A 21,798-nucleotide genomic window follows, 5' to 3' on the forward strand; every position below is an offset into this window, starting at 1 on the left:
TTAAATTTGTTTAAGATTATTAATTAAAATATTTAACCATGAAATCAATTTTGAAAACAGCGGCGCTTGTACTGACTCTTGCTTTTACAGCAGTTTCTTGCAGCAGCGATAATGACAATGACAATGGTAACAACTCCGGTACAGGATCACGAGATGTAAAATATGAAGTAACAGGAAATTTTACTGGAAAAATGGATGTGTCTTTTTTGGAAAAAAGCGGTGCACCTCTTATTGAAGATCTTACCAAGCTGCCTTGGACTAAAGAGTTTACAGCTGATGCCGGAAGCGACGGAGCACTATTACACACAAGCGGTTATGGTGGAACTCAAGGACAGACTTTGACAGCTAAAATCTATGTAGGTGGAAAAGTAGTTTCAGAATTAACCGGAACTGCAAACAGCGAAGGAATTATTGTAGTTCATACCAAAACTTACGTATTCCCAAGATAACACTTTAGGATTAGAATTTAATATTTTTTTGTTTTTGGAAAAAAGAAAGCTTCACAATTTGTGAAGCTTCTTTTTTATAACTTCAACTGATTATTGATTTCTTCAAACTTCTCAATCAGGCTGTTTAATTTTTCCTGCTGTTTTTTAATTTGTTTCGGTCGAAGATAAAACCAATTGAACAACATCCACAATAAAGTAATTCCATACGTTAAACCTGCTCCCAAAAGCGTCATTCGGCTTGCGTATTCGTACATATACAAACAAATCCCAGCTGTTAAAGCTATAAAGTAAAAACTCATCATTTTGGTTTGTAAAAACTGCTGCTGCTTCTTAATTAAAATCAGCTTTTGCAAATAGTCCTGATTTGTCTGCGCTGCATCGATATCTTTAAATTCAGCCAATAATTTATTGTACACAAACATATAAATGGCCATTGCCAAAATAGTAAACACAATTCCTATTTTAGTCGAAATAAACTGCGGCTGATAATATATCCAGATAAAGATTATAAAAGCACTTGTTGCAAAAAGCAATATATTGGTAATCCATAAACTTCTTAAAGCTGCTTTTTTAAATTTACTAACTCGCAAAAGCAAATCTTTCATGTCGGGCTGATTTACAGATTGTTTTTTCCATAAATCTTTAAAATCTATATTGTTATCGTTGTCCATTTTCCTTAAATTTTTGAGTCAGTTTTTCTTTTATTCTGTGAATTTTCACTCTAACATTGGCTTCAGAAAGGCCGACAATTTTTGCAATTTCTGATTGCTTTACATCTTCTAATTCTAATGAAATAATGATACGTTCCGCCTCGGGCAGTTCTGCAATACATTGGTATAAAAACTGAATTTGCGGTTCTAATGAAGCTGGTCTTTCTTCTGAAAGATGAATTGGAAGTTCTGATTTCAGGAATCGTTTTTGCTTTTCTATCTGCCTCAAGCAATTGTTTGAAGCAATTCTGAAAATCCAGGTTCCTACAGAAGATTCATTTCTAAAGGTTTCCAGTTTCTGCCAGACAATTATAAAAGTTTCCTGAGCCAGATCCTGAGCAGCATCATAATCATTCACAAATCCCATGCAGAGCCTGAAAATTCTATCCCAATATGTTTTGTAGATTTCTTCGAATTCCATCTTAAGATTTTAAAAAAGCGTTTAATTGTGCCAAATACCAGTCTTTGTCATCATACATTATAAAATGCAGTCCTTTATTGGCATATTGAAAATTAGCAGTTTTCATATTTTTATACTGTCCTTCGATTGCCGGTTTTAAATTTATAAAATAAGATTCTAATAAAATTAACGCCGGACATTTTATCGCTGCTATTCTTTCTCTTAAATCGACATTAAAGAAATCACAATACATTTGAGCAAAGGTTGTTCTATCTGATTTTACACTCCAATCGACAACCATTTCCTGTTTTGATTTATCTTCTAAAAGTCTTGGCATAGTTTGTTTCTGCATATCGTAAAACTGTTTTTCGTTCATCGCAGCCATTTGTGCAACCATAGGCGAACAATCATTATTTTCTTTTGATTTGAAAGACGGATCGCTCAAAGCAGCCAAACACGGAAGCGCATCAACCACTACAATTCCCCCAATCAAATCTGGATAATCTGCTGCAATGGCAAGCGCAAGTCCGCCGCCCATACTATGACCAACAAGAATAGGTTTTTCGATTTTATTGTCTTTGATGTATGCTGCAATTCCCTTTTTCCAATTTTCGAATGAAGGGTTTGGCTGTGGTTTTACCCCAGCAAATCCAGCCATCGTAAGTGTATAACAGGTAAAATCTTTTTCGAATACTGTTTTGGTTTCGCTCCAGACTTGTCCAGAAGAAGCAAATCCTGGAATAAAAACTATAGATTGTTTGCCGCTTCCGGTTTTAAGAACTTCAAAAGGATATGATTTTGTTTGTGCAAAAACATTTAAACATAATGCTGAGAATAAGAATGCGATTATTAAGATATTATACTTTTTCATTTTTAATAGTTTTAAGTTGTTAATTAAATCGGATCCATGCTTTGGATACTAGAACTATTAAAATGTTACAACATTTTGAAAATTTTCAATAATTAAATTCCAAATCCCAATGTTGGCGAGGGTTTTGTAGTGCAAAGTGCACGAAGGTTATTTGCTCGCAAAGACGCTAAGTCGCAAAGTTTTTTGCCACAAATTACACTAATTTTCACGAATTTATGGCAAAAAAATTTGTGCCCTTACACTTTTGCAAACAAAATAACTTTCTAAACTTTGCAAAAAACCTTAGCCCACTTTGCGTTAAAAATATACACATCATCTAAAATTAAATTCGTAAAAATTAGTGTAATTCGTGGCAAAAAAAATAAGCACAAAAAAAATCCCAAACCCCAATCGTAAAATTGGAATTTGGAATTTTTATATTGGAATTTTAAAATTAACCTACAAGGTTGATAATTTTTCCAGGAACGATAATTACTTTATTTGGTGTTCTGCCGTCCAATTGTTTTTGAGTTCTTTCGTCTTTCATTACGATTTCTTCAATTTGTTCTTTAGTTAAGTCTAAAGGCAATTCGATTGTGAAACGCATTTTTCCGTTGAAAGAAACTGGATATTCTTTATTAGTCTCCACTAAATGTTTTGCATCAAAAGCAGGAAAAGCTACTTCAGAAATTGAAGTTGTATGTCCTAACTGTGCCCATAATTCTTCTGCGATATGCGGTGCGTATGGCGAAACTAAAATAGCCAATGGTTCTAAAATCGCTCTTGAATGACAGTTTTGAGAAGACAATTCATTTACACAAATCATAAATTGAGAAACCGAAGTATTGAAAGAGAAATTCTCGATATCTTCTGCTACTTTTTTGATGGTTTTATGTAATGATTTTAAGTTGTCTTTTGTTGGTTCGTCGTTGTTTACGATTAAACCGTTATCATCAAAATACAATCTCCATAATTTTTTCAAGAAACCAAAAACTCCTGAAATTCCAGCAGTATTCCAAGGTTTTGCCTGTTCTAACGGACCTAAAAACATTTCGTACAAACGCAATGTATCAGCGCCATATTCTGCACAAATATCGTCTGGCGTTACCACATTATAGTATGATTTCGACATTTTTTCTACTTCACGACCTACAATGTATTTTCCGTTTTCGTCAAAAATAAATTCTGCTGTATTGAAATCTTCTCTCCAAGCTTTGAACTTTTCGATATTTAATTCATCTGAAGAGTTTACGAAATTAACATCAACACGAATTGGCTGTACATTTTGACCTTCAATTTTATTTTTAGATACAAAAGTATTTGTTCCTTCCAATCTATAAACATAAGCCGTTGTCCCCAAAATCATTCCCTGATTAATCAGTTTTTTGAATGGTTCTTCGGTTGGAGCGAAACCTTTGTCTTTTAAAAATTTGTTCCAGAAACGAGAATACAATAAATGTCCGGTTGCGTGTTCGCTTCCTCCAATGTATAAATCTACACTTTCCCAATACGCCAAAGCTTCTTTGCTTGCAAATTCATTTTCATTATGCGCATCCATATAACGCATCCAATACCATGAACTTCCTGCCCAGCCTGGCATAGTATTCAATTCTAAAGGAAAAATGGAAACATTGTCAACTAAATCTGTATTGACAACTTTGTTTTGTTTTGTATCCCAAGCCCAAACCGCTGCATTTCCTAAAGGAGGCAAACCGTCTTCTGTTGGTAAATATTTCTCAACTTCCGGCAAAATAATTGGCAAATGCTGCGCATCAATCATTTTTGGAAGTCCATTCACGTAATAAACTGGGAATGGTTCACCCCAATAACGCTGACGAGAGAAAACAGCATCACGCAAACGGTAATTTGTTTTACCTTTTCCCTGCCCGATTTCTTCTAATTTATAAATCGCTTTTGCTGTTGCGTCTTTGTAATTTAATCCGTTTAAGAAATCAGAACCAGCAATTTCAACGTTATCTTTTGATCCATAAGCAGCTTCTGAAATATCAACATTAGCGAAGATATTTTTAATTTCCTGCATTCCGTTCTGCCCTTTAAAGAAATTAGCAAAAGCATAATCTCTTTCGTCTCCGCAAGGAACTGCCATTACAGCACCAGTTCCGTAACCAGCCAAAACATAATCACCAATCCAAACCGGAATAGCTTCTTTTGTAAAAGGATGTTCAGCATAAGCTCCTGTAAATACTCCTGAAATCGTTTTTACATCGGCCATACGCTCACGTTCAGAACGTTTTGACGTTTTTTCGATATACGCTTCAACAGCTTCTTTTTGTTCTGGAGTTGTAATTTTAGCCACCAAATCGTGTTCTGGTGCCAAAGTCATAAAAGTAACTCCAAAAATTGTATCAGGTCTTGTTGTAAACACTTCGATTACTTCGTTGTGATTTTTCACATTAAAAGTTACTAAAGCCCCAACCGATTTCCCAATCCAGTTTCTTTGAGATTCTTTGATTGACTCACTCCAATCGATATCATTTAAACCTTGAAGTAAACGTTCGGCATAAGCAGAAATTCGCATACTCCATTGTGTCATTTTTTTTCTTATAACAGGAAATCCTCCACGCTCAGAAACTCCGTTTACAATTTCGTCATTTGCCAAAACAGTTCCTAAGCCCGGACACCAGTTTACTTCCGTTTCTGCCAAATAGGTCATTCTGTATTGCAAAAGGATTTTTTCTTTTTGATCCTCAGAATACGAATTCCATTCGTCAGCAGTAAAAATCATTACGTTATCATCGCAAACTGCTTCGACAAGTGCGTTTCCACTTTCTTCAAAAACCTTTACAAGCTCTGAAATTTCAAATGCCTGCCCTTGTTTTCTGCAATACCAAGAATTAAATAATTGGATAAAAATCCATTGTGTATGTTTGTAATAATCAGGATTTGATGTACGTACTTCACGTGCCCAGTCAAATGAGAATCCGATTTTATCTAATTGTTTTCTGTATCCGGCAATTTGTTTTCCTTCTTTATCTACACCACCATCAATATTTACACGCGTTGTATCTTCCGGACGCTGTCCTGTCTGAATTGCATATTGTTCTGCAGGCAATCCAAAACTGTCGTAACCCATTGGGTGCAAAACATTGAAGCCTTGATGTCTTTTGAAACGAGAATACACATCTGAAGCTATATAACCCAGCGGATGCCCAACGTGTAATCCTGCTCCAGATGGATAAGGAAACATATCGAGAACATAATGTTTCGGTTTTTCAGAATTATTTTTTGCTGCAAAAGTTTGATTTTCTGCCCAATATTTTTGCCATTTGGCGTCAATTTCGTTTGGATTGTATTTCATTTCTAAGTGACTAAGATTCTAAGTGACTAAGGTTCTAAGGCTTTTCACTAATTAATTAGCCGCAAATTTACATTTATTGTTGCTTGTTCCAAAGCTATTTCACTGACAAACAAATAAATTTACGTTTTACGTATTATCAATTAAGTAAAAACACGTATTATTGTAACTACTAAATACTTATTTACATTGAAAATCGATGGCAGAAAATAAGAAATATAACGTTGAAGTTCGAGTTTGGATTGAAGAAACGGAAGGTGCTTTTCTTGGTATTGGCAAAATCTGGCTTTTAGAAAATATTCGGAAAACCGGATCGATTACCAATGCTGCCAAAGAAATGAAAATGGCATATCGACAAGCGTGGCAATTGGTTGAGGAAATGAATCAGCGTGCCGAAAGTCCGCTTGTTGAAAAACTACTCGGCGGGAAAGGCGGCGGGGGCGCAAGATTGACAGAGGCTGGAGAAAAAGCTATAACTGTTTTTTATGAAGTCGAAAAACGAATCAAGGCATTTGCTCAGAAAGAAACTCAAAATCTGAAATTTTAGAATTTGAAAAATTAACCGCAAAATTCACAAAGCCTGACGTTTTTTTGGCCGCTCCCGATGGCTATCGTGAGTAATTATTTCTTTTAACTTTACTAACCTTGCATAAAACCTTGCGCACTTTGCGGTTAAATTACCTTTACTATTCAATATCAAATCGTACATTTATAGTATAAAAGTTTGTTATTAACTTTAAATAAAGAAATTCTTTATTATTTTTACCACATAATTTAAGCATACTATGAGTTCTAACTTTGATAAATTTCAAAAGCGCAGGTTAATTTCCTCTTATTTTTCAGTTGTATTAAGTGTATTCTTGGTATTATTCCTTTTGGGAGTACTAGGATTATTCATTATTAATTCTAAAAAACTGGCTGATGACTTTAAGGAAAAAATCGCCATGACGGTTTTCTTTAAAAATGAAGCAAATGACAGTGTTATCAAAGCATTTAATACTGAATTAAAAAGAGCTCCTTTTGCATTATCTTATGTTTATGTAACTAAAGAAAAAGCGGCAAAAGAACATACCGATATTATTGGTGAGGATTTCTTAACCTTTTTGGGCGAAAATCCATTGTTAAATTCATACGATATTCACTTAAAAGCAGATTACGTAGAACGTGACAGCATCCTGAAAATCGAAAGCGGTTTACGTAAAAACACTATGATTGAAGATATTGTTTATGACAAACAATTGGTTAATCTGGTAAATGATAATATCAAAAAAGTTAGTATGTGGATTTTGATTATCAGTGGTTTCCTTACTGTAATTGCCGTTTTATTAATTAACAGCTCATTGCGTTTATCTATTCACTCCAACCGATTTATTATTAAAACCATGCAAATGGTGGGCGCTACAAAATCGTTTATTCGTAAACCTTTTGTAACCCGAAGTGTAAAACTAGGAATGCTTGGTGCTTTATTGGCCATAATCGCTTTAATCGGGCTTTTATTTTATGTAGAAACAAATTTCCCCGGATTAGGAATTTTAGAAGATAAAGCTTTAATCGGGTTGGTATTATTAGCTGTTTTTGGATTAGGTGTTTTAATTACATGGGTAAGCACACACTTTGCAACGCAGCGTTTCCTTAATTTAAGAACTGACGATCTTTATTAATTTTAGATTGCAGATTTTAGCTTAAAATAAAATACCCTTCTCCCGAAGTACCGGGATCGCTCAGGGTGACAAAAAATTAAAATATCCTTTGGCTTAATCATAGGATGACAAAATAAACAAAATGAAAAACAATTTTAAAGAAGAATCACAATCAGAGCCGCATAAACAAGAATTCCTTTTTGACGGTATCAATTACAAAATTTTATTAGCTGGAATTGGCGTGATTGCATTAGGATTTATTTTAATGTCTGGAGGAGGAAGTGATAATCCAAATGTTTTTAATGAGGATGTTTTTAGTTTTAGACGTATTCGATTAGCCCCAACTACTGTTTTAATTGGTTTTGGAATCACGATTTATTCTATTTTCAAAAAATCTAAATAAAATAGGTTTAGATTTTTGTCGCCCTGAGCGAATTCAAAGGGATGCCAATCTGAAATCAAAATCTAAAATCTAAAATTTCGAATGAATACATTACAAGCTATCGTTCTTGCCATTATTGAAGGAATTACAGAATTTTTACCTGTATCTTCAACTGGACACATGATTATTGCCTCTTCTTTTTTTGGAATCGCAAAAGACGATTTTACTAAACTTTTCACCATTGTTATTCAGCTTGGTGCAATACTATCAGTTGTAATTTTATATTTCAAACGTTTTTTTCAAACTTTTGATTTTTACTTTAAACTTTTAGTTGCTTTTATTCCTGCAGTAGTCTTAGGATTATTGCTGAGTGACATTATTGACGGATTACTAGAAAACCCCGTTACGGTTGCAGTTTCTCTTTTAATTGGAGGATTGATTCTATTGAAAGTTGACGAATGGTTCAACAACCCAAATACAGCCGAAACTTCGCAAGAAATCACTTATTTACAGGCTTTAAAAATTGGATTATTTCAATGTATTGCCATGATTCCGGGAGTTTCACGAAGCGGCGCCAGTATTGTGGGCGGAATGTCTCAAAAATTATCCAGAACCACTGCTGCCGAATTTTCATTTTTTCTTGCCGTTCCAACCATGTTAGGTGCAACAGCAAAAAAATGTTACGATTACTATAAAGCTGGATTTGAATTATCACATGATCAAATCAATATTTTAATTATTGGAAATGTGGTTGCCTTTATTGTAGCGCTTTTGGCGATTAAAACCTTTATTGGATTTTTAACTAAAAACGGTTTTAAAGTTTTTGGTTATTACCGAATTATTGCCGGAATCATTTTATTATTGATTCACTTTTTCATTCACCCGCTTACCATTATATAATGACACCTGAAGAATATTTAAACGGACAAGTTTTACTAATAGACAAACCTTTAAAATGGAGTTCGTTTCAAGCTGTCAATAAATTAAAATACCTTTTAATTAATAAAGTCGGACTTCCAAAAAAGTTCAAAATTGGTCACGCCGGAACTTTAGATCCTTTGGCTACCGGTTTGTTATTAATCTGCACTGGAAAATTCACCAAAAGAATTTCAGAGCTTCAGGGTCAGGCAAAAGAATATACGGGAACTTTTTACATTGGAGCCACTACTCCATCGTATGATTTAGAAACCGAAATCGATCAGACTTATCCAACAGAACATATCGACGACGCTTTAATTCACGAAACAGTAAAACAGTTTTTAGGCGAAATTGATCAAAAACCACCTATTTTTTCGGCTATTAAAAAAGACGGAGTTCGTTTATATGAACACGCACGTGCCGGCGAATCGATAGAAATTGAAAGCAGAAAAACAACTATTCATGAATTTGAAATTACAAGAATAGAATTGCCCGAAATTGATTTTAGAGTAGTTTGCAGTAAAGGAACTTATATCCGTTCTTTGGCTTACGATTTTGGAAAAGCAATGAATTCAGGTTCACATTTAACCGTTTTACGCCGAACCAAAATTGGCGATTACGATGTGAAAAATGCGATTAATATTACTTTGTTTGAAGATAGTCTTCAATAATTTCTATAATAAGAATTCTATTTTTTTTTCTTTCTTTTATTTTTTTTCATCAGTCTCAATGCACAAGGTCAAGTAACCCAAAAGACGTATCTGTAATTTGATGTGCTTCGTCAATAACATGAAATTTAGACTATGATAATTCAGCCAGTTCTTTTATTGTTGCAATGGCAACGGAATAAAAATTGGTTATGGAATTCTTTAATAAATAATCAAATCAATATCTTCTAAAAAACAAGAAGCACATTACATGTGAATTGTAATGTGCCTACTTCCAAAAATAATGTTGTCCCATACTTGTTTGTTACTTAATAGTGAGGAACATTTTTCCCTCCAAACAAGAATGTCGAAAAAAAATCGTAAAACCTTTCGAATAACTTTTTCATAATAGTGCATTTTTTAATTGTTAATATTAAATAGACACCAATAAAAAGAGTAAATCAAAAATTAAATAATAGAAGTGGGATCATAACAGCAAGATACAAAATTTTGTCTTACAAAATACATTTTAGCAAAACATTATAATATTTGTTATCAACACATTACCACTAAACTGTTTTTAATCCGTATTACAAAAACAATCTTTTATCTATAATCGGTTGTATTTGATGTTTTCCATGATTTCGACTAATTCCTGCTGAACAGAGATTCCTTTATCTGCTAGATACCATAATTGTAAATCGGTTTTTATTTTTTCATCAATTGCTCCAACTTCTTTTTTATGTTTTGCCATTAATTCTGATGCGCCTTTGGGTCTTGGTCCCCAATCTGTTCGCACAATTCCGGCTTCTTTACAAATTACAATAACTTTTGGAATTGCTTTTCCGCCATTTGTCAAGTATTGATTCATTAATTCCTCGTTTTCATCACGAAGAACAATTCGAAGATCAATTTTTTTATTAGATTCGTGAGCCATTTTATTTAAAATAGGAAGAATCTGCGCTGCATCGCCGCACCAGCCTTCAGAAATTACAAGCCAGATATAATGATTATCCAAATGTCTTAATTTTGATATGACATCTTCAGAAATTGTAATTGTCTTTTCTAAACGGTTCATTCTAGCCTCGTTTAGTTTGGAATAATTCGTAAGACTTTCAGACTGATCGTTTCCCGTTGATTTTCCTTCAGATAATAAATCGGTAACTAATTTTCGATATTCAGCATACGAATGGCTGTTGAATAATGCTTTTGCTACAGTACTTTTCATAGAGGTTTATTTTGCTTACTATAAAATTAATAATTTTAGGAAGATGAGGGAATGACTTTTGTCACATTCGAATGAAAAAATCAAAAAAGTCTTTATAAAAATTAAAATCCAGAGAGCAATTAATTTTTTATCAACATTATTTTTAAAAATCAGAATATGTCTATATTTGCACAAATTAACGCAACACAACATGAAATATAAAAGAATTCTTCTTAAACTTAGCGGCGAGGCCTTGATGGGTGATTTACAATACGGAATTGACCCTAAAAGATTAGGCGAATATGCAGATGAAATCAAGCAGATTCACCAAAAAGGGGTAGAAATTGCGATTGTTATTGGAGGAGGAAATATTTTTAGAGGCGTTGCCGGTGCAAGCGCAGGAATGGACAGAGTGCAAGGTGATTACATGGGAATGCTTGCTACTGTTATTAACGGAATGGCTTTACAGGGCGCTCTTGAAGATAAAGGAATGAAAACGCGTTTGCAGACTGCTTTAAAAATGGAATCTATCGCAGAACCGTATATTAAAAGAAGAGCTGACCGCCACCTTGAAAAAGGAAGAATTGTAATTTTTGGTGCAGGAACCGGAAACCCATATTTTACAACTGACACTGCAGCGGTTTTAAGAGGAATAGAAATCAATGCTGATGTAATCTTAAAAGGAACTCGTGTTGATGGTGTTTACGATTCAGATCCGGAGAAAAATGCTTCGGCTGTAAAATTTGACTTCATCTCTTTTGATGATGTCCTGAAAAAAGGACTAAATGTAATGGATACCACCGCTTTTACTCTAAGCCAGGAAAATAAATTACCAATTGTTGTTTTTGATATGAACAAAATTGGAAACCTTTTGAAAATCTGCGAAGGCGAAAACATCGGAACTGTAGTAAATATTTAGGCTTCTTAGATTGTTAACCCTTAAATTTTGGGATAGATTATTAGATTTAATTAAAAAACGATACTCTTAAAACAATCTTCAAAAACATAAAAAAATAAAAAAAATGACTGAAGAAATCGATTTTATATTAGAAAGTACTGAAGAATCTATGAACGGTTCTATTGCACACTTAGAGAAAGAATTTCTAAACATTCGTGCAGGAAAAGCATCACCAGCTATGTTGGGAAGTGTTTTTGTAGATTATTATGGATCAGCAACACCACTTTCGCAAGTGTCAAAAATTAGTGTTCCTGATGCAAGAACTATTACCTTACAGCCTTTTGAAAAAAATATGCTGCAGGTTATTGAAAAAGCAATTATGATTGCTAACATTGGTTTTAACCCAATGAATAACGGAGACGTTATCATCATCAGCGTACCGCCTTTAACGGAAGAACGCCGTCGTGATTTAGCTAAGCAGGCAAAAGCTGAAGCTGAAGATGCTAAAATTGGTGTTCGTAATGTTCGTAAAGATGCAAACAGCGACATTAAAAAATTAGAAAAAGAAGGTACTTCAGAAGATGTTTGTAAATCTGCAGAAGAAGAAGTCCAAAACTTAACGAATGCTTATATTAAAAAAATTGATGAGTTATTGGCTGCAAAAGAAGCCGAAATCATGAAGGTTTAAGTATTTGATACTGAAATTTAAAGAAATCCGTCTGGTAAATTATCAGACGGATTTTTTTATTCTTATTTTTGCATACCAAAATCAAATACTTTTCGTTTTTGAATCTATATAATTCTCTATGAGGCTATTTTGTTTATTGACTTTATTTTTTACGCTTACTATTCAGGCGCAATTTCAAATAAACGGAATTGTAACCGATTCAAATAACAAGCCTCTTCCGTTTGCTAGTATTACAACTTCAGACAATAATAACGCTATAACAGATGTAGACGGGAAATTCATTTTTAAAACCGTTACAAAATCAGGAAATTTTACGGTTTCTTATATTGGTTTTTATGCCAAAGTTGTGGCTTTAGAAGAAAATAAAAAGTTTTATTCGGTTTCATTATCTCAAAAAACCGATGATTTACAAGAGGTTATTGTTTCTAACGAAAATCCGGCATTAACCATTATCAAAAAAGTCATTGCAAACAAAAGCAATAATAATCCGCAGAAAAAATTAAAAAGTTTTGATTATAAAAGCTATAACAAACTTATCGTAACCGCTAATCCGGATTCGATTGACGGAAGAATTGATTCGTCTGCAGTGTATAAGGATTTAAATAAAAAGAAAATCAACATTGATTCTTCTGATTATAAATTCAAAGAAATCATAAATAAGCAGCACTTGTTTCAAACCGAAAAAGTATCGCAATATCAATTTGGAAACAACAAACTAAAAGAAACCGTTCTGGGCACAAAAATAGCCGGTTTCAAAAATCCTATTTACGAAGTTATTGCTTTCAATTTACAATCAATCTCTATTTACGACAATAAATATGAGCTTTTTGAAACTAAGTATGAAAACCCAATTTCAAATACTGCAACTGCTACTTATAATTATAAATTACTGGATACCGTAAACATAAAAGGGCGCGAAACTTTTATGATCTACTTTAGGAACAAACACAAAAGAAAAACTTCTGGCTTAGAAGGTGTTTTGTATATCGACTCACAAAACTTTGCGATTGCCAAAGCTGTAATGCGTATAAAAGGCGTTTTGGATATCAGCGGTATTCATGAGTTTGATTATGTGCCAAATGAAAAAGTATGGTTTCAGAGCAATACAACTTTTAAAATTGTAAAAGGAAATAATGACGATGATATTAAGATTTTAGGAGGCACGATTCAGTTTGACGGAGATGTTGCCGAAGATTTTGAACCGAGAAAAAAAGCAGCTTCAGATTTTACGTATTTACTTTCTGAAAGCAATAATTTTGATATTCACTACAATCCGGAAACACTTATAAAAAATCCGTCTCTTTATATTGAAATTAAAGATGATGCGAGCAAAAAACCGGAGGAATTCTGGAATCAGTACAGAAAAGAAGTTTTAGACCAAAAAAGCCAGAAAACGTATCAATTATTAGACAGCCTGTCAGTTAGCCGAAGAATTGAAAAACGTTTGGGATTTGGGCGGAAAATCATCAACGGCTACATTCCAATTGGCCCGGTTGATTTAGACTTAAAAAAAATCATCAGCTACAACAATTATGAAGGTTTTCGTTTAGGTCTTGGAGGCGTAACAAATGATAAGTTTTCTAAAAATTTTAGAATTGAAGGTTATACAGCTTACGGAACAAAAGATGGTATTGTTAAATACAATCTGGGTGCGGGCATTTTATTAGATCAGAACACTAATACCTGGATAAACGGATCGTATACCGATGATGTTCGAGAAATTGCGAGTACACTTTTTGCGGTTGACAAACGTGTTTTTAAAATTTATGATCCGCGGCCAATTAACATTAGTACATTCTACCACTACAACAGCTGGAAAGCAAATGTACAAACGAAAATTATTCCAAAAACCGAAGCTGTTCTTGAATTATCGAGAACTTATGTTGAACCGAAATTCGATTATCTTTTTAATTACAACGGACAACTGTATTCAAGTTACATTATGACAACGGCTATGCTTTCTATTGTTTGGGCACCTTTCAGCGAGTTCATGCAAACGCCGACAGGAAGAATGGAGTCTGATAAAAGGTTTCCGAGATTTACTTTCCAATTTACGCAGTCTCTGCCAAATGTTTTAGACAATGATTTTAATTTTGGTAAAATTGATTTTAAAACGGAATATGAAAAGAAATACTTTAATGGTCAAAAAACAAGCTTGCTTTTACAAGGGGGTTATGCAATTGGCGACATTCCGCTTACACATTTGTACAACACAATGCCAAACAACTTAACGAAAGAAACTATTATCCAACGTATTACTTTTGCTGGAAGAAACAGTTTTGAAACTATGTTTTTTAATGAATTTTTCTCGAGCCAATATATATTTTTCCAGGTTAAACATGGTTTTAACCGAATTAAAATCCTGAAAAAAGTTCGTCCTACCATAGTTTTAGTAAGCAGAATGGCTTGGGGAAGTATGGAAAAACCGCAGCAACACGTTGGCCCGGAATACAAAACACTGGACAAAGGCTTCTTTGAATCAGGAATTGAATTAAATAAAATCTACAAAGGTTTTGGTCTTGGCGGCTTCTATCGATATGGCCCTAATCAGTTAATGAAGTTCGAAGATAATATTGCCGTTAAGATTTCTTATGTAATTGATTTGGGACTTTAATTGTTTTGGAAATTTAACCGCGAAGTTCGCAAGGTTTTTTCGCAAAGTTCGCTATGGTTTATTTTAAGAAATAAATTTTTATGAGAGCGCAAAGGCTTCTCGGCTTTTTGTCTTCGTGAGCGAAGTTGAAGGATCGTCTCGTAACTCCACAAAGTATTTCGGTAAAGTTTGTCATTTCGAGGAACGAGAAATCGCACTAGAGAATCGACAAAGATTGGCGACATACTGTGTAGAGTTTCGAGTGCGATTTCTCGTTCCTCGAAATGACAAGTATTGTGGCTACTTTGTGTTTTCAACTCTCTTAAAAGCTTTGTCAAAGTTTTAAACTTTAACAAAGGTCTGCACACAATTAATACCATAAAAAAAATCCCAAACCCCAATCATAAAATTGGAATTTGGAATTTAAATATTGAAATTTTAAAATTATGGTTTCAAAATCAAAACCGAAGGCGTATTATTCAGCCAAGTGCTTTGAGATTCTATTAGTTTTTTCCAGCTGTCTAGACTTATAATCATTAAATTTTGTCCATCCAAAAATTCTTTTTTAATGGTTCTGTCATGCATAATCATAATATGGTTTGGGGCAATCTGTTCTATAGATCTAATGGTTTCCTGAATCTCGCGTGTGTTTTTTACATCTCCGCTGGCATCCAGGACCGTAATCTGCGAACCGTTATTGTTGATTAATTTTTTAGCATAATCAATTAAAAAAGCATCTTCTTTACTAAAAACCGGCATAAATACCTGATCTACCTGCTCTAGTTCTTTATCAATAAAAATACCAACCGGCATTTTGCTTTTTGCAAGAATATGACGTGTTCTTTCGTCAAAAGGATTATTTTCAAACAAACCTTCTTTTCCGGTAAACTTATCAATTAAACGATCTGGATTTACAATTCGGGTTGTAAATCCGAGGATTTTTCCAAGCAAAGTTCCATCAAAAATCGATTGCCCTAAACCAACCAATAACAAATCATATTCACCCTGATTTGCTGAGTCAATAATATCCGTATCAATATCATTCGATACTTTAAATAAACTCACCATGTTTTGATTCAGCTTATGAGACTCGTCAACAACCGGAACCAGCATTTTACGTTCGTGTTCTTTTATATCAAATGAATGTATTTCTGTACTTAACGACAAATGCAGCGCAGTTACGATCGAATTATCCTGTTGTTTTTTAACTAAGCTGTTTGCAATTCTTAAAAGCTTTTTCCCTCTTTCAGGAGTTGCAAATGAAAGCAGGATTTTATATTTGCTTTTGTTTCCAATTTCCTGTGGAATGGCCGTTATTTTGTCTTTAAATATAAATCCTATGAAATCCAAAGCCGGACCCGTCATAAAAGTAGTTACCAAAGCCATAATTACCATCATGGTAAAAATTTCTGTTGATAAAACCCCAAGATCATATCCAATATTTAAAACCACAAGTTCCATTAAACCTCTTGTGTTCATTAAGGCTCCAATTGCCAAACTGTCTTTCCAGTTTTGACCAACGAATTTTGCTGCCAAAGCACTCCCCAGAAATTTTCCGGCAACGGCAACAGCAATAATTAATCCGGTGATTTTCCACAAAGCCGGATCGTTTAACAAACCTATTTGCGTACGTAATCCAGTAAACACAAAGAATAATGGAAGCAGGACAATTATGGCAACGTCTTCTACTTTTTCGATAAATATATTTCTGAATTTATTGTTTTCCGGCATAATTGCTCCGGCTAAGAAAGCTCCAAACAAAGCGTGAATTCCAATTAACTCAGCTGCATAAGCAGAAATTAGAAGTGTTATAAAGAAAATAGCAACAACTGGTTTATTTAAACTTTCGCGGGTTGCATTTAAATCTCCAACACGTTTAAGGAACGGACGAACGATTTTTAACATTACGATTACATACAAAATCGCTAAACCAATAACGTACAATGAACTTGTAAATGATCCTGCTTTTACAATTGCAATTACAACGGCAAGAATACACCATGCTGTAATATCATCAGCGGCGGCACAAGTTATGGCAATAGTTCCCAGTTTGGTTTTCTGCATACCGCGTTCCTGTACAATTCTGGCTAAAACAGGAAAAGCAGTAATACTCATAGCGATTCCCATAAATAACCCGAAAGAAGCAAATTCAACACCAATTGGGGCAAATGTATGATATATGTAATAAGCTAAAGTTAATCCTAAAGCAAACGGAATTACAATGCTGGCGTGACTGATAACAACGGCATCGTGTGCCTTGTTTTTTAATACTTTTAAATCCAGTTCCATTCCAATAACGAACATGAAAAGGATTAAACCAATCTGGCTTAAAAACTGTAAGTTTCCTAAAGATTCTTTTGGAAACAAAGCGGCAGAAAATTCAGGAAAATACATCCCAACCAAAGATGGCCCTAAAACAATACCTGCAATCATTTCTCCAATTACAGACGGCTGTCCTATTTTTCTAAAAAACCATCCAAATAAACGCGCTGCCAAAATGATCGTTACTATCTGCGCTAATAATATTGCTAACGGATGCTGTAAATTATGAACCATCGAATCTAGGAAATCGTTCCAATGGTTGCTTTCGATTTGTTTTTTAACGATGTTGCGCCCCACTTCAAGTGATGCGCCTTTTGAAATTACCCAATATATTAGTGCTGTAAAACCACCAATAATGGTAACGTAAAATAAAGAGTTTTTAATGTTATTCATAACTCGTTCTTTTGATTTATGCAGCAAATATCAGAACTGAGCCTTTAGTGAAAAAGCAAATTACAAGCTAATTTTCAATCTATGTAACAAGTCGGAAATATTTTGTAATAAGTTATAATTTTACTTTTTTCAAAAAATCAGAACGATAAGTTTCACTCAAAATTAAGGTTGTATTTTTATTATTTTCTTCAATATGACGAAGCACAATTTCGTTATGATTAAAGAATTTTATGGCTTTTACTGCCACTATTTCTTTTTTGTTTATTCGGCAGAAATCAGCTTCGGGCAATTCGTTTAAAAGCGTGTCGAATTTTACATTTTTCAAATTCAAAAAACTTCCATCAGCAAGCAGAACCGTTTTATCACGACTATCACTTATTGCTGTCTTGATATATTGAATTTTATTAAAATACATCAAAGTCTTCCCTCTGTCTGTATTAAGCTGTATGAATTTTTTTGAATTATCTGATTTTTCAAAACGCTCAAAAGCTTTTGAGATTGCTTTTTGCAGACGCTCCAGTTTTACTGGTTTTGTGATATAGTCTACCGCATCAATATTAAAAGCATCAGCGGCGTAATCTTTATAAGCCGTACAAAAAATAACCATTTTATCACTGAGCATTTCGGCTAAATGCAAGCCGTCCATTCCCGGCATTTCGATATCTGAAATTAATAAATCAAATTCGAGATCAGGAATATCAGTCAAAAGCTTCTGCGGATTATTGAATGTTTTTACGATTTCCAGTTCAGGTATTTGTTCGCAAAGCATTTTTAAGTACGTTAATCCCGGAAGCTCATCGTCCAGAAGCAAGCATTTCAGTTTTGTATTCAAGTAAATCTATTTTTAGATGGGCAATATAAACATCATTTTCTATAAACTTTTCGAGTTTGAAATTATTCTTGTAAATAATACGCAGTCGATGTTCTAAAGTTGCGTGTCCAAAACCGCTTCGCTCCTTTTTCAATACCTTTTTATCTGATATTTTATTCGAAACCGTCATAAAAAAAGCATTATCCCTAAACTCAAAAACCACTGATATAAAAGCATCAGCACTTTGAAGATCAGCATGTTTAAAAGCATTTTCGATTAAATCAATAGAAATTAGCGGCGCCAGTAAAGGCTGATCGTACAATTTATCATCTTCATTGATATTGGTTTTGATCTTCAATTCAAATAGCGGACTAATTTTGATTTTATTGATTTCGATTAAATTGAGTGCAAAATTGATTTCTTCTTTTGCCGTTACAAATTTCTTTTTGCTTTCGTATAAAATATAATCCAGAACATTGGCCAGTTTATCTAATGCAAAATAGGTTTGGTAAGCATGAGACTGAATCGAATTTAAAATATTCTTAAACAAGTGCGGATTCAGTTTTGATTCGAGATTTTCTAACTGCAAATCGTTAACTTTTACTTCGAGTGCATAAAAACTTTTTTCGGCATCCTCTTTTGCTTTTTTTGCTTGCATGAGGTGATACATCATAAAGCAGATGATGATGATCAAGAGTAAAAGAATTGCTAAAAAAATAAAGGTTAAGGTATTGTTTTCCTGCATTTTTATGGTTTTCTGTTTGCCGCGAATTACACTAACTACACAAATTTAAAAACAAACAAATCTTGACTCTGATTTAACATTTACATTAAAATTTTACTTCAAAAATCAAAATTATTGAGCTCAAGAAATGTTTCTTATTGTTTTTAATTACTGCAAATATGAGAAAACCAATCGACTAAACGGTAAAAAGGCGGTAAATTATGATAGTACAAAAACTCAAATCTTAGTGTTAACATTAAGTAAAATACAATTGATTGTTGATGATTTTGAGCACTTTTCACTACATTTGCATCCATTTTTAAAGATTTTATGAAAAACGCTATTCAAGTTGGATTTTGGGAAAAACTGGCCCGAATCATACTTAAAAACAGAATTACAATTCTAGTTATCCTATCTATTTTAACCATTTTTCTTGGTTATCAATGGAAAAACCTTTCTATGACTTATACTGAGGCTAATTTGCTTCCTAAAGATCATATTGCTAATAAAGAATATCAAAAATTTCTGGATAAGTTTGGTGAAGAAGGAAATCTTGTAGTTATTGGTTTTAAAGATCCTAAATTTTTTACGCCAAAAAATTATGCGGCGTGGAATGAATTAATGACTGGTTTAAAAAAATCAAAAGAAGTAGATTTAGTAGTTTCTTTAAACGATTTAAAAAAACTTGAAAAAGATACGGTTAACGAAAAGTTTGTTTTAACACCTTTTATTGACCAGAAGAAAGCGCTAGATCCTGCTTATTTAAAAAATATCCAATACGATCTGTTTCATAATTTACCTTTTTACGAAGGACTTTTATTTAATAAAGAAAGCGGAAGCGTGCGTTCTGCAGTTTATATCAATAAAAAACTGGTAAATACTGCAGAAAGAAAGACTTTTATACTGAATGATCTGGTTCCGAAAATCGATAAATTCGAAAAAACAACCGGAATTGATCTTAAAGTTTCCGGAATGCCTTATATCAGAACGATCAATGCTGATAATATGAAAGGCGAAATCGGGCTTTTCATCGGAGCATCTTTATTGACGGTTTCCTTGATCTTCTTTTTCTTTTTCCGTTCTTTCAGAGCAACGTTTATTTCAATCTGTATTTTAATTGTAGGCGTAACCTGGTCATTTGGAACACTTGGATTATTTGGTTATAAAATCACGATTTTAACAGCTATTATTCCGCCGTTAATTATTGTAATTGGAATTACAAACTGCATTTTCCTGATTAATAAATACCAGCAGGAAATCAAAATCCACAACAATCAGGCAAAAGCATTACAGCGCGTTATTTCAAAAATTGGTTCTTCGACTTTAATGACGAATTTAACGGCAGCAATTGGTTTTGCAACGCTTATGATTACCGGAAATGAATTGCTTTTTGAATTTGGCCTGGTAACTTCAATCAACGTACTTTCTGTTTATACTTTAACACTTTTTATTGTGCCGATTATTTACAGTTTTATGCCATTGCCAAAAGCGAAACATTTGTACCATTTGGATAAAACTTATATTTCAACGCTATTAAATGTGGTTTCTAATATAGTTAAAGGTAAAAAAACAATCGTTTATACTATTTACGCTGTACTTTTTATTGTGAGCTTAAATGGAGTTAGACAAATGAAAGTTTCTGGAAGTTTAATTGGTGAAATGCCAAAAAGTGCTTCTTTCTTTAAAGATATTTTATTTTACGAAAAAGAATTTAACGGTGTAATGCCGTTGGAAATCATGATTGATACCAAAAAGAAAAAAGGTGTTATGAAGGCTTCCACAATTCGTAAAATGGATGAATTCCAAAATACAATCGAAGAAATTCCTGAATTGGCAAAACCAGTTTCGATTGTAAACTTGGTTAAATATTCTAAACAGGCTTTCTATAATGGAAATCCTGAATATTACCAATTACCAACTTCGCAAGAACAGACTTTTATTTTAAGTTATGCTAAAAATGCGACTAAAAACAGCAAAGAAAACTTAATGAAAGCTTACGTAGATTCGACTGGTCAATATGCCCGAATCACGACTTTCATGAAAGATATTGGAACGGATGAAATGGCGAAAGTGGAAGATAAATTACACAAAAAAATTGACGAAATTTTTCCTAAAGACCGTTTTGAAGTTACCGTTACCGGAAAAGCATTGGTTTTCCAAAAAGGAACTACGTACTTAGCACACAACTTAATTGAATCATTGCTTTTTGCAATTTTGACGATTGCGATTTTGATGTTGTACTTATTCCGTTCGTTCAAAATGGTAGCAGCTTCTTTGATTACGAATATTTTACCGCTTTGTATTACTTCGGGATTAATGGGGTATTTCGGAATTCCATTAAAACCTTCTACGATTTTGGTATTTAGTATCGCTTTCGGAATCTCGGTAGATAATGCGATTCAGTTTATGGCGAAATACAAACATGACTTGCTTCAAAACCGCGGAAAGGTTAAAAAATCTGTTTTCAGCGCTTTAAGAGAAACCGGAGTAAGCACTTTTTATACTTCTGTAGTTTTGATTTTAGGTTTTGCGACTTTTACGTTATCAAGCTTCAGCGGAACAATCGCTTTAGGAGGATTAATTTCTTGTACTTTGGTTTTTGCTATGTTTGCTAATTTAGTTGTGTTGCCTTCATTAGTTTTAACTTTTGAGAAGAAGAAAACTAAGAAAGAGGAATTGGAAAATTTGGAGAAGTAATTTTTTTTTTTGCCACGAATTACTCGAATTGGCACTAATTTAAAAAACATAAATCTTTGTCAAAGTTTGGAACTTTGACAAAGATTAACGCACAGTTTGTCATTCCGAGGAACGAGGAATCTCACTCGGAAATCGACAAAGATTGGCGACTTA

General features: G+C 33.5%; 18 protein-coding genes. 10 read left to right on the forward strand and 8 right to left on the reverse strand.

Going from position 1 to position 21,798, the window contains the following annotated elements; translation table 11 throughout:
• The first annotated feature begins 38 nt into the window (after nucleotides 1-38).
• Nucleotides 39-449: an MmpS family transport accessory protein gene (locus tag L1276_RS15495; protein ID WP_253789293.1), complete on the forward strand. Its 411-nt coding sequence runs from the start codon at nucleotides 39-41 to the stop codon at nucleotides 447-449.
• Nucleotides 450-523: 74 nt separating this feature from the next.
• On the opposite strand, the gene L1276_RS15500 is transcribed toward L1276_RS15495, so the two are convergent.
• From L1276_RS15500 to leuS, 4 genes are all read right to left on the reverse strand, one after another.
• The gene (locus L1276_RS15500) at nucleotides 524-1,120 is read right to left on the reverse strand and encodes a hypothetical protein (RefSeq protein WP_253789294.1); all 597 of its coding nucleotides are present in this window, start codon (nucleotides 1,118-1,120) and stop codon (nucleotides 524-526) included.
• Nucleotides 1,107-1,580, reverse strand: a complete 474-nt coding sequence (locus L1276_RS15505; protein ID WP_253789295.1) for an RNA polymerase sigma factor — start codon at nucleotides 1,578-1,580, stop codon at nucleotides 1,107-1,109. The genes L1276_RS15500 and L1276_RS15505 overlap by 14 nt, the downstream gene beginning before the upstream one ends.
• A gap of 1 nt (nucleotide 1,581) precedes the next feature.
• Nucleotides 1,582-2,430 carry an alpha/beta fold hydrolase gene (locus tag L1276_RS15510; RefSeq protein WP_253789297.1) on the reverse strand — a complete coding sequence of 283 codons (849 nt, stop codon included), beginning with the start codon at nucleotides 2,428-2,430 and terminating at the stop codon, nucleotides 1,582-1,584.
• 433 nt (nucleotides 2,431-2,863) lie between these two features.
• The gene (leuS, locus tag L1276_RS15515; RefSeq protein WP_253789299.1) at nucleotides 2,864-5,728 is read right to left on the reverse strand and encodes a leucine--tRNA ligase; all 2,865 of its coding nucleotides are present in this window, start codon (nucleotides 5,726-5,728) and stop codon (nucleotides 2,864-2,866) included.
• Nucleotides 5,729-5,924: 196 nt separating this feature from the next.
• Here leuS and L1276_RS15520 point away from each other — a divergent pair, with 196 nt between their 5' ends.
• The 5 genes from L1276_RS15520 to truB all read left to right on the forward strand — a co-directional run bounded on the left by L1276_RS15520 (nucleotide 5,925) and on the right by truB (nucleotide 9,336).
• On the forward strand, nucleotides 5,925-6,272 hold the full coding sequence (locus L1276_RS15520) for a winged helix-turn-helix domain-containing protein (RefSeq protein WP_253789301.1): 348 nt from the start codon (nucleotides 5,925-5,927) through the stop codon (nucleotides 6,270-6,272).
• Nucleotides 6,273-6,510: 238 nt separating this feature from the next.
• The gene (locus L1276_RS15525) at nucleotides 6,511-7,386 is read left to right on the forward strand and encodes an ABC transporter permease (RefSeq protein WP_253789303.1); all 876 of its coding nucleotides are present in this window, start codon (nucleotides 6,511-6,513) and stop codon (nucleotides 7,384-7,386) included.
• A gap of 121 nt (nucleotides 7,387-7,507) precedes the next feature.
• Nucleotides 7,508-7,768 carry a DUF3098 domain-containing protein gene (locus L1276_RS15530; RefSeq protein WP_253789305.1) on the forward strand — a complete coding sequence of 87 codons (261 nt, stop codon included), beginning with the start codon at nucleotides 7,508-7,510 and terminating at the stop codon, nucleotides 7,766-7,768.
• 81 nt (nucleotides 7,769-7,849) lie between these two features.
• Nucleotides 7,850-8,647 (forward strand): undecaprenyl-diphosphate phosphatase, encoded by a 798-nt coding sequence (locus L1276_RS15535; RefSeq protein WP_253789307.1) that lies wholly within the window; start codon nucleotides 7,850-7,852, stop codon nucleotides 8,645-8,647.
• Nucleotides 8,647-9,336, forward strand: coding sequence for a tRNA pseudouridine(55) synthase TruB (truB, locus tag L1276_RS15540; protein WP_253789309.1), 690 nt, complete (start codon nucleotides 8,647-8,649; stop codon nucleotides 9,334-9,336). The genes L1276_RS15535 and truB overlap by 1 nt, the downstream gene beginning before the upstream one ends.
• A 586-nt stretch (nucleotides 9,337-9,922) precedes the next feature.
• Here truB and L1276_RS15545 read toward each other — a convergent pair.
• Nucleotides 9,923-10,540, reverse strand: coding sequence for a thioredoxin family protein (locus tag L1276_RS15545; protein ID WP_253789311.1), 618 nt, complete (start codon nucleotides 10,538-10,540; stop codon nucleotides 9,923-9,925).
• Between the two features lie 190 nt (nucleotides 10,541-10,730).
• On the opposite strand from L1276_RS15545, the gene pyrH reads away from it, so the two are divergent.
• From pyrH to L1276_RS15560, 3 genes are all read left to right on the forward strand, one after another.
• A complete protein-coding gene (pyrH, locus tag L1276_RS15550; RefSeq protein ID WP_253789313.1) occupies nucleotides 10,731-11,438 on the forward strand; it encodes a UMP kinase in 708 nt (235 codons plus the stop codon).
• 103 nt (nucleotides 11,439-11,541) lie between these two features.
• Nucleotides 11,542-12,105, forward strand: coding sequence for a ribosome recycling factor (frr, locus tag L1276_RS15555; RefSeq protein WP_253789315.1), 564 nt, complete (start codon nucleotides 11,542-11,544; stop codon nucleotides 12,103-12,105).
• A 118-nt stretch (nucleotides 12,106-12,223) separates the two neighbouring features.
• On the forward strand, nucleotides 12,224-14,719 hold the full coding sequence (locus L1276_RS15560) for a DUF5686 family protein (protein ID WP_253789316.1): 2,496 nt from the start codon (nucleotides 12,224-12,226) through the stop codon (nucleotides 14,717-14,719).
• 423 nt (nucleotides 14,720-15,142) lie between these two features.
• Here the strand turns inward: L1276_RS15560 and L1276_RS15565 are convergent, their stop codons facing one another.
• The 3 genes from L1276_RS15565 to L1276_RS15575 all read right to left on the reverse strand — a co-directional run bounded on the left by L1276_RS15565 (nucleotide 15,143) and on the right by L1276_RS15575 (nucleotide 18,969).
• Nucleotides 15,143-17,413, reverse strand: coding sequence for a cation:proton antiporter (locus tag L1276_RS15565; RefSeq protein ID WP_253789318.1), 2,271 nt, complete (start codon nucleotides 17,411-17,413; stop codon nucleotides 15,143-15,145).
• A 112-nt stretch (nucleotides 17,414-17,525) separates the two neighbouring features.
• Nucleotides 17,526-18,245 carry a LytTR family DNA-binding domain-containing protein gene (locus L1276_RS15570; RefSeq protein ID WP_253789319.1) on the reverse strand — a complete coding sequence of 240 codons (720 nt, stop codon included), beginning with the start codon at nucleotides 18,243-18,245 and terminating at the stop codon, nucleotides 17,526-17,528.
• Complete coding sequence (locus L1276_RS15575) at nucleotides 18,208-18,969, reverse strand: sensor histidine kinase (protein ID WP_253789321.1); 762 nt, start codon at nucleotides 18,967-18,969, stop codon at nucleotides 18,208-18,210. Before L1276_RS15575 ends, L1276_RS15570 begins: the two co-directional genes overlap by 38 nt.
• A 309-nt stretch (nucleotides 18,970-19,278) precedes the next feature.
• On the opposite strand from L1276_RS15575, the gene L1276_RS15580 reads away from it, so the two are divergent.
• Nucleotides 19,279-21,645 carry an RND family transporter gene (locus L1276_RS15580; protein ID WP_253789323.1) on the forward strand — a complete coding sequence of 789 codons (2,367 nt, stop codon included), beginning with the start codon at nucleotides 19,279-19,281 and terminating at the stop codon, nucleotides 21,643-21,645.
• The last annotated feature ends 153 nt before the right edge of the window (nucleotides 21,646-21,798 follow it).

The sequence above is a fragment of the Flavobacterium sp. HSC-32F16 genome, assembly GCF_024171645.1.
GTDB lineage: Bacteria > Bacteroidota > Bacteroidia > Flavobacteriales > Flavobacteriaceae > Flavobacterium.

Bases quoted from the DNA above. Each gene is read 5' to 3' on its own strand.
- L1276_RS15500 (WP_253789294.1), bottom strand. From the start codon at position 1,120: ATGGACAACGATAACAATATAGATTTTAAAGATTTATGGAAAAAACAA.
- pyrH (WP_253789313.1), top strand. From the start codon at position 10,731: ATGAAATATAAAAGAATTCTTCTTAAACTTAGCGGCGAGGCCTTGATG.
- frr (WP_253789315.1), top strand. From the start codon at position 11,542: ATGACTGAAGAAATCGATTTTATATTAGAAAGTACTGAAGAATCTATG.
- L1276_RS15530 (WP_253789305.1), top strand. From the start codon at position 7,508: ATGAAAAACAATTTTAAAGAAGAATCACAATCAGAGCCGCATAAACAA.
- L1276_RS15495 (WP_253789293.1), top strand. From the start codon at position 39: ATGAAATCAATTTTGAAAACAGCGGCGCTTGTACTGACTCTTGCTTTT.
- truB (WP_253789309.1), top strand. From the start codon at position 8,647: ATGACACCTGAAGAATATTTAAACGGACAAGTTTTACTAATAGACAAA.
- L1276_RS15545 (WP_253789311.1), bottom strand. From the start codon at position 10,540: ATGAAAAGTACTGTAGCAAAAGCATTATTCAACAGCCATTCGTATGCT.
- L1276_RS15575 (WP_253789321.1), bottom strand. From the start codon at position 18,969: ATGCAGGAAAACAATACCTTAACCTTTATTTTTTTAGCAATTCTTTTA.
- L1276_RS15535 (WP_253789307.1), top strand. From the start codon at position 7,850: ATGAATACATTACAAGCTATCGTTCTTGCCATTATTGAAGGAATTACA.
- leuS (WP_253789299.1), bottom strand. From the start codon at position 5,728: ATGAAATACAATCCAAACGAAATTGACGCCAAATGGCAAAAATATTGG.
- L1276_RS15505 (WP_253789295.1), bottom strand. From the start codon at position 1,580: ATGGAATTCGAAGAAATCTACAAAACATATTGGGATAGAATTTTCAGG.
- L1276_RS15580 (WP_253789323.1), top strand. From the start codon at position 19,279: ATGAAAAACGCTATTCAAGTTGGATTTTGGGAAAAACTGGCCCGAATC.
- L1276_RS15510 (WP_253789297.1), bottom strand. From the start codon at position 2,430: ATGAAAAAGTATAATATCTTAATAATCGCATTCTTATTCTCAGCATTA.
- L1276_RS15565 (WP_253789318.1), bottom strand. From the start codon at position 17,413: ATGAATAACATTAAAAACTCTTTATTTTACGTTACCATTATTGGTGGT.
- L1276_RS15520 (WP_253789301.1), top strand. From the start codon at position 5,925: ATGGCAGAAAATAAGAAATATAACGTTGAAGTTCGAGTTTGGATTGAA.
- L1276_RS15560 (WP_253789316.1), top strand. From the start codon at position 12,224: ATGAGGCTATTTTGTTTATTGACTTTATTTTTTACGCTTACTATTCAG.
- L1276_RS15525 (WP_253789303.1), top strand. From the start codon at position 6,511: ATGAGTTCTAACTTTGATAAATTTCAAAAGCGCAGGTTAATTTCCTCT.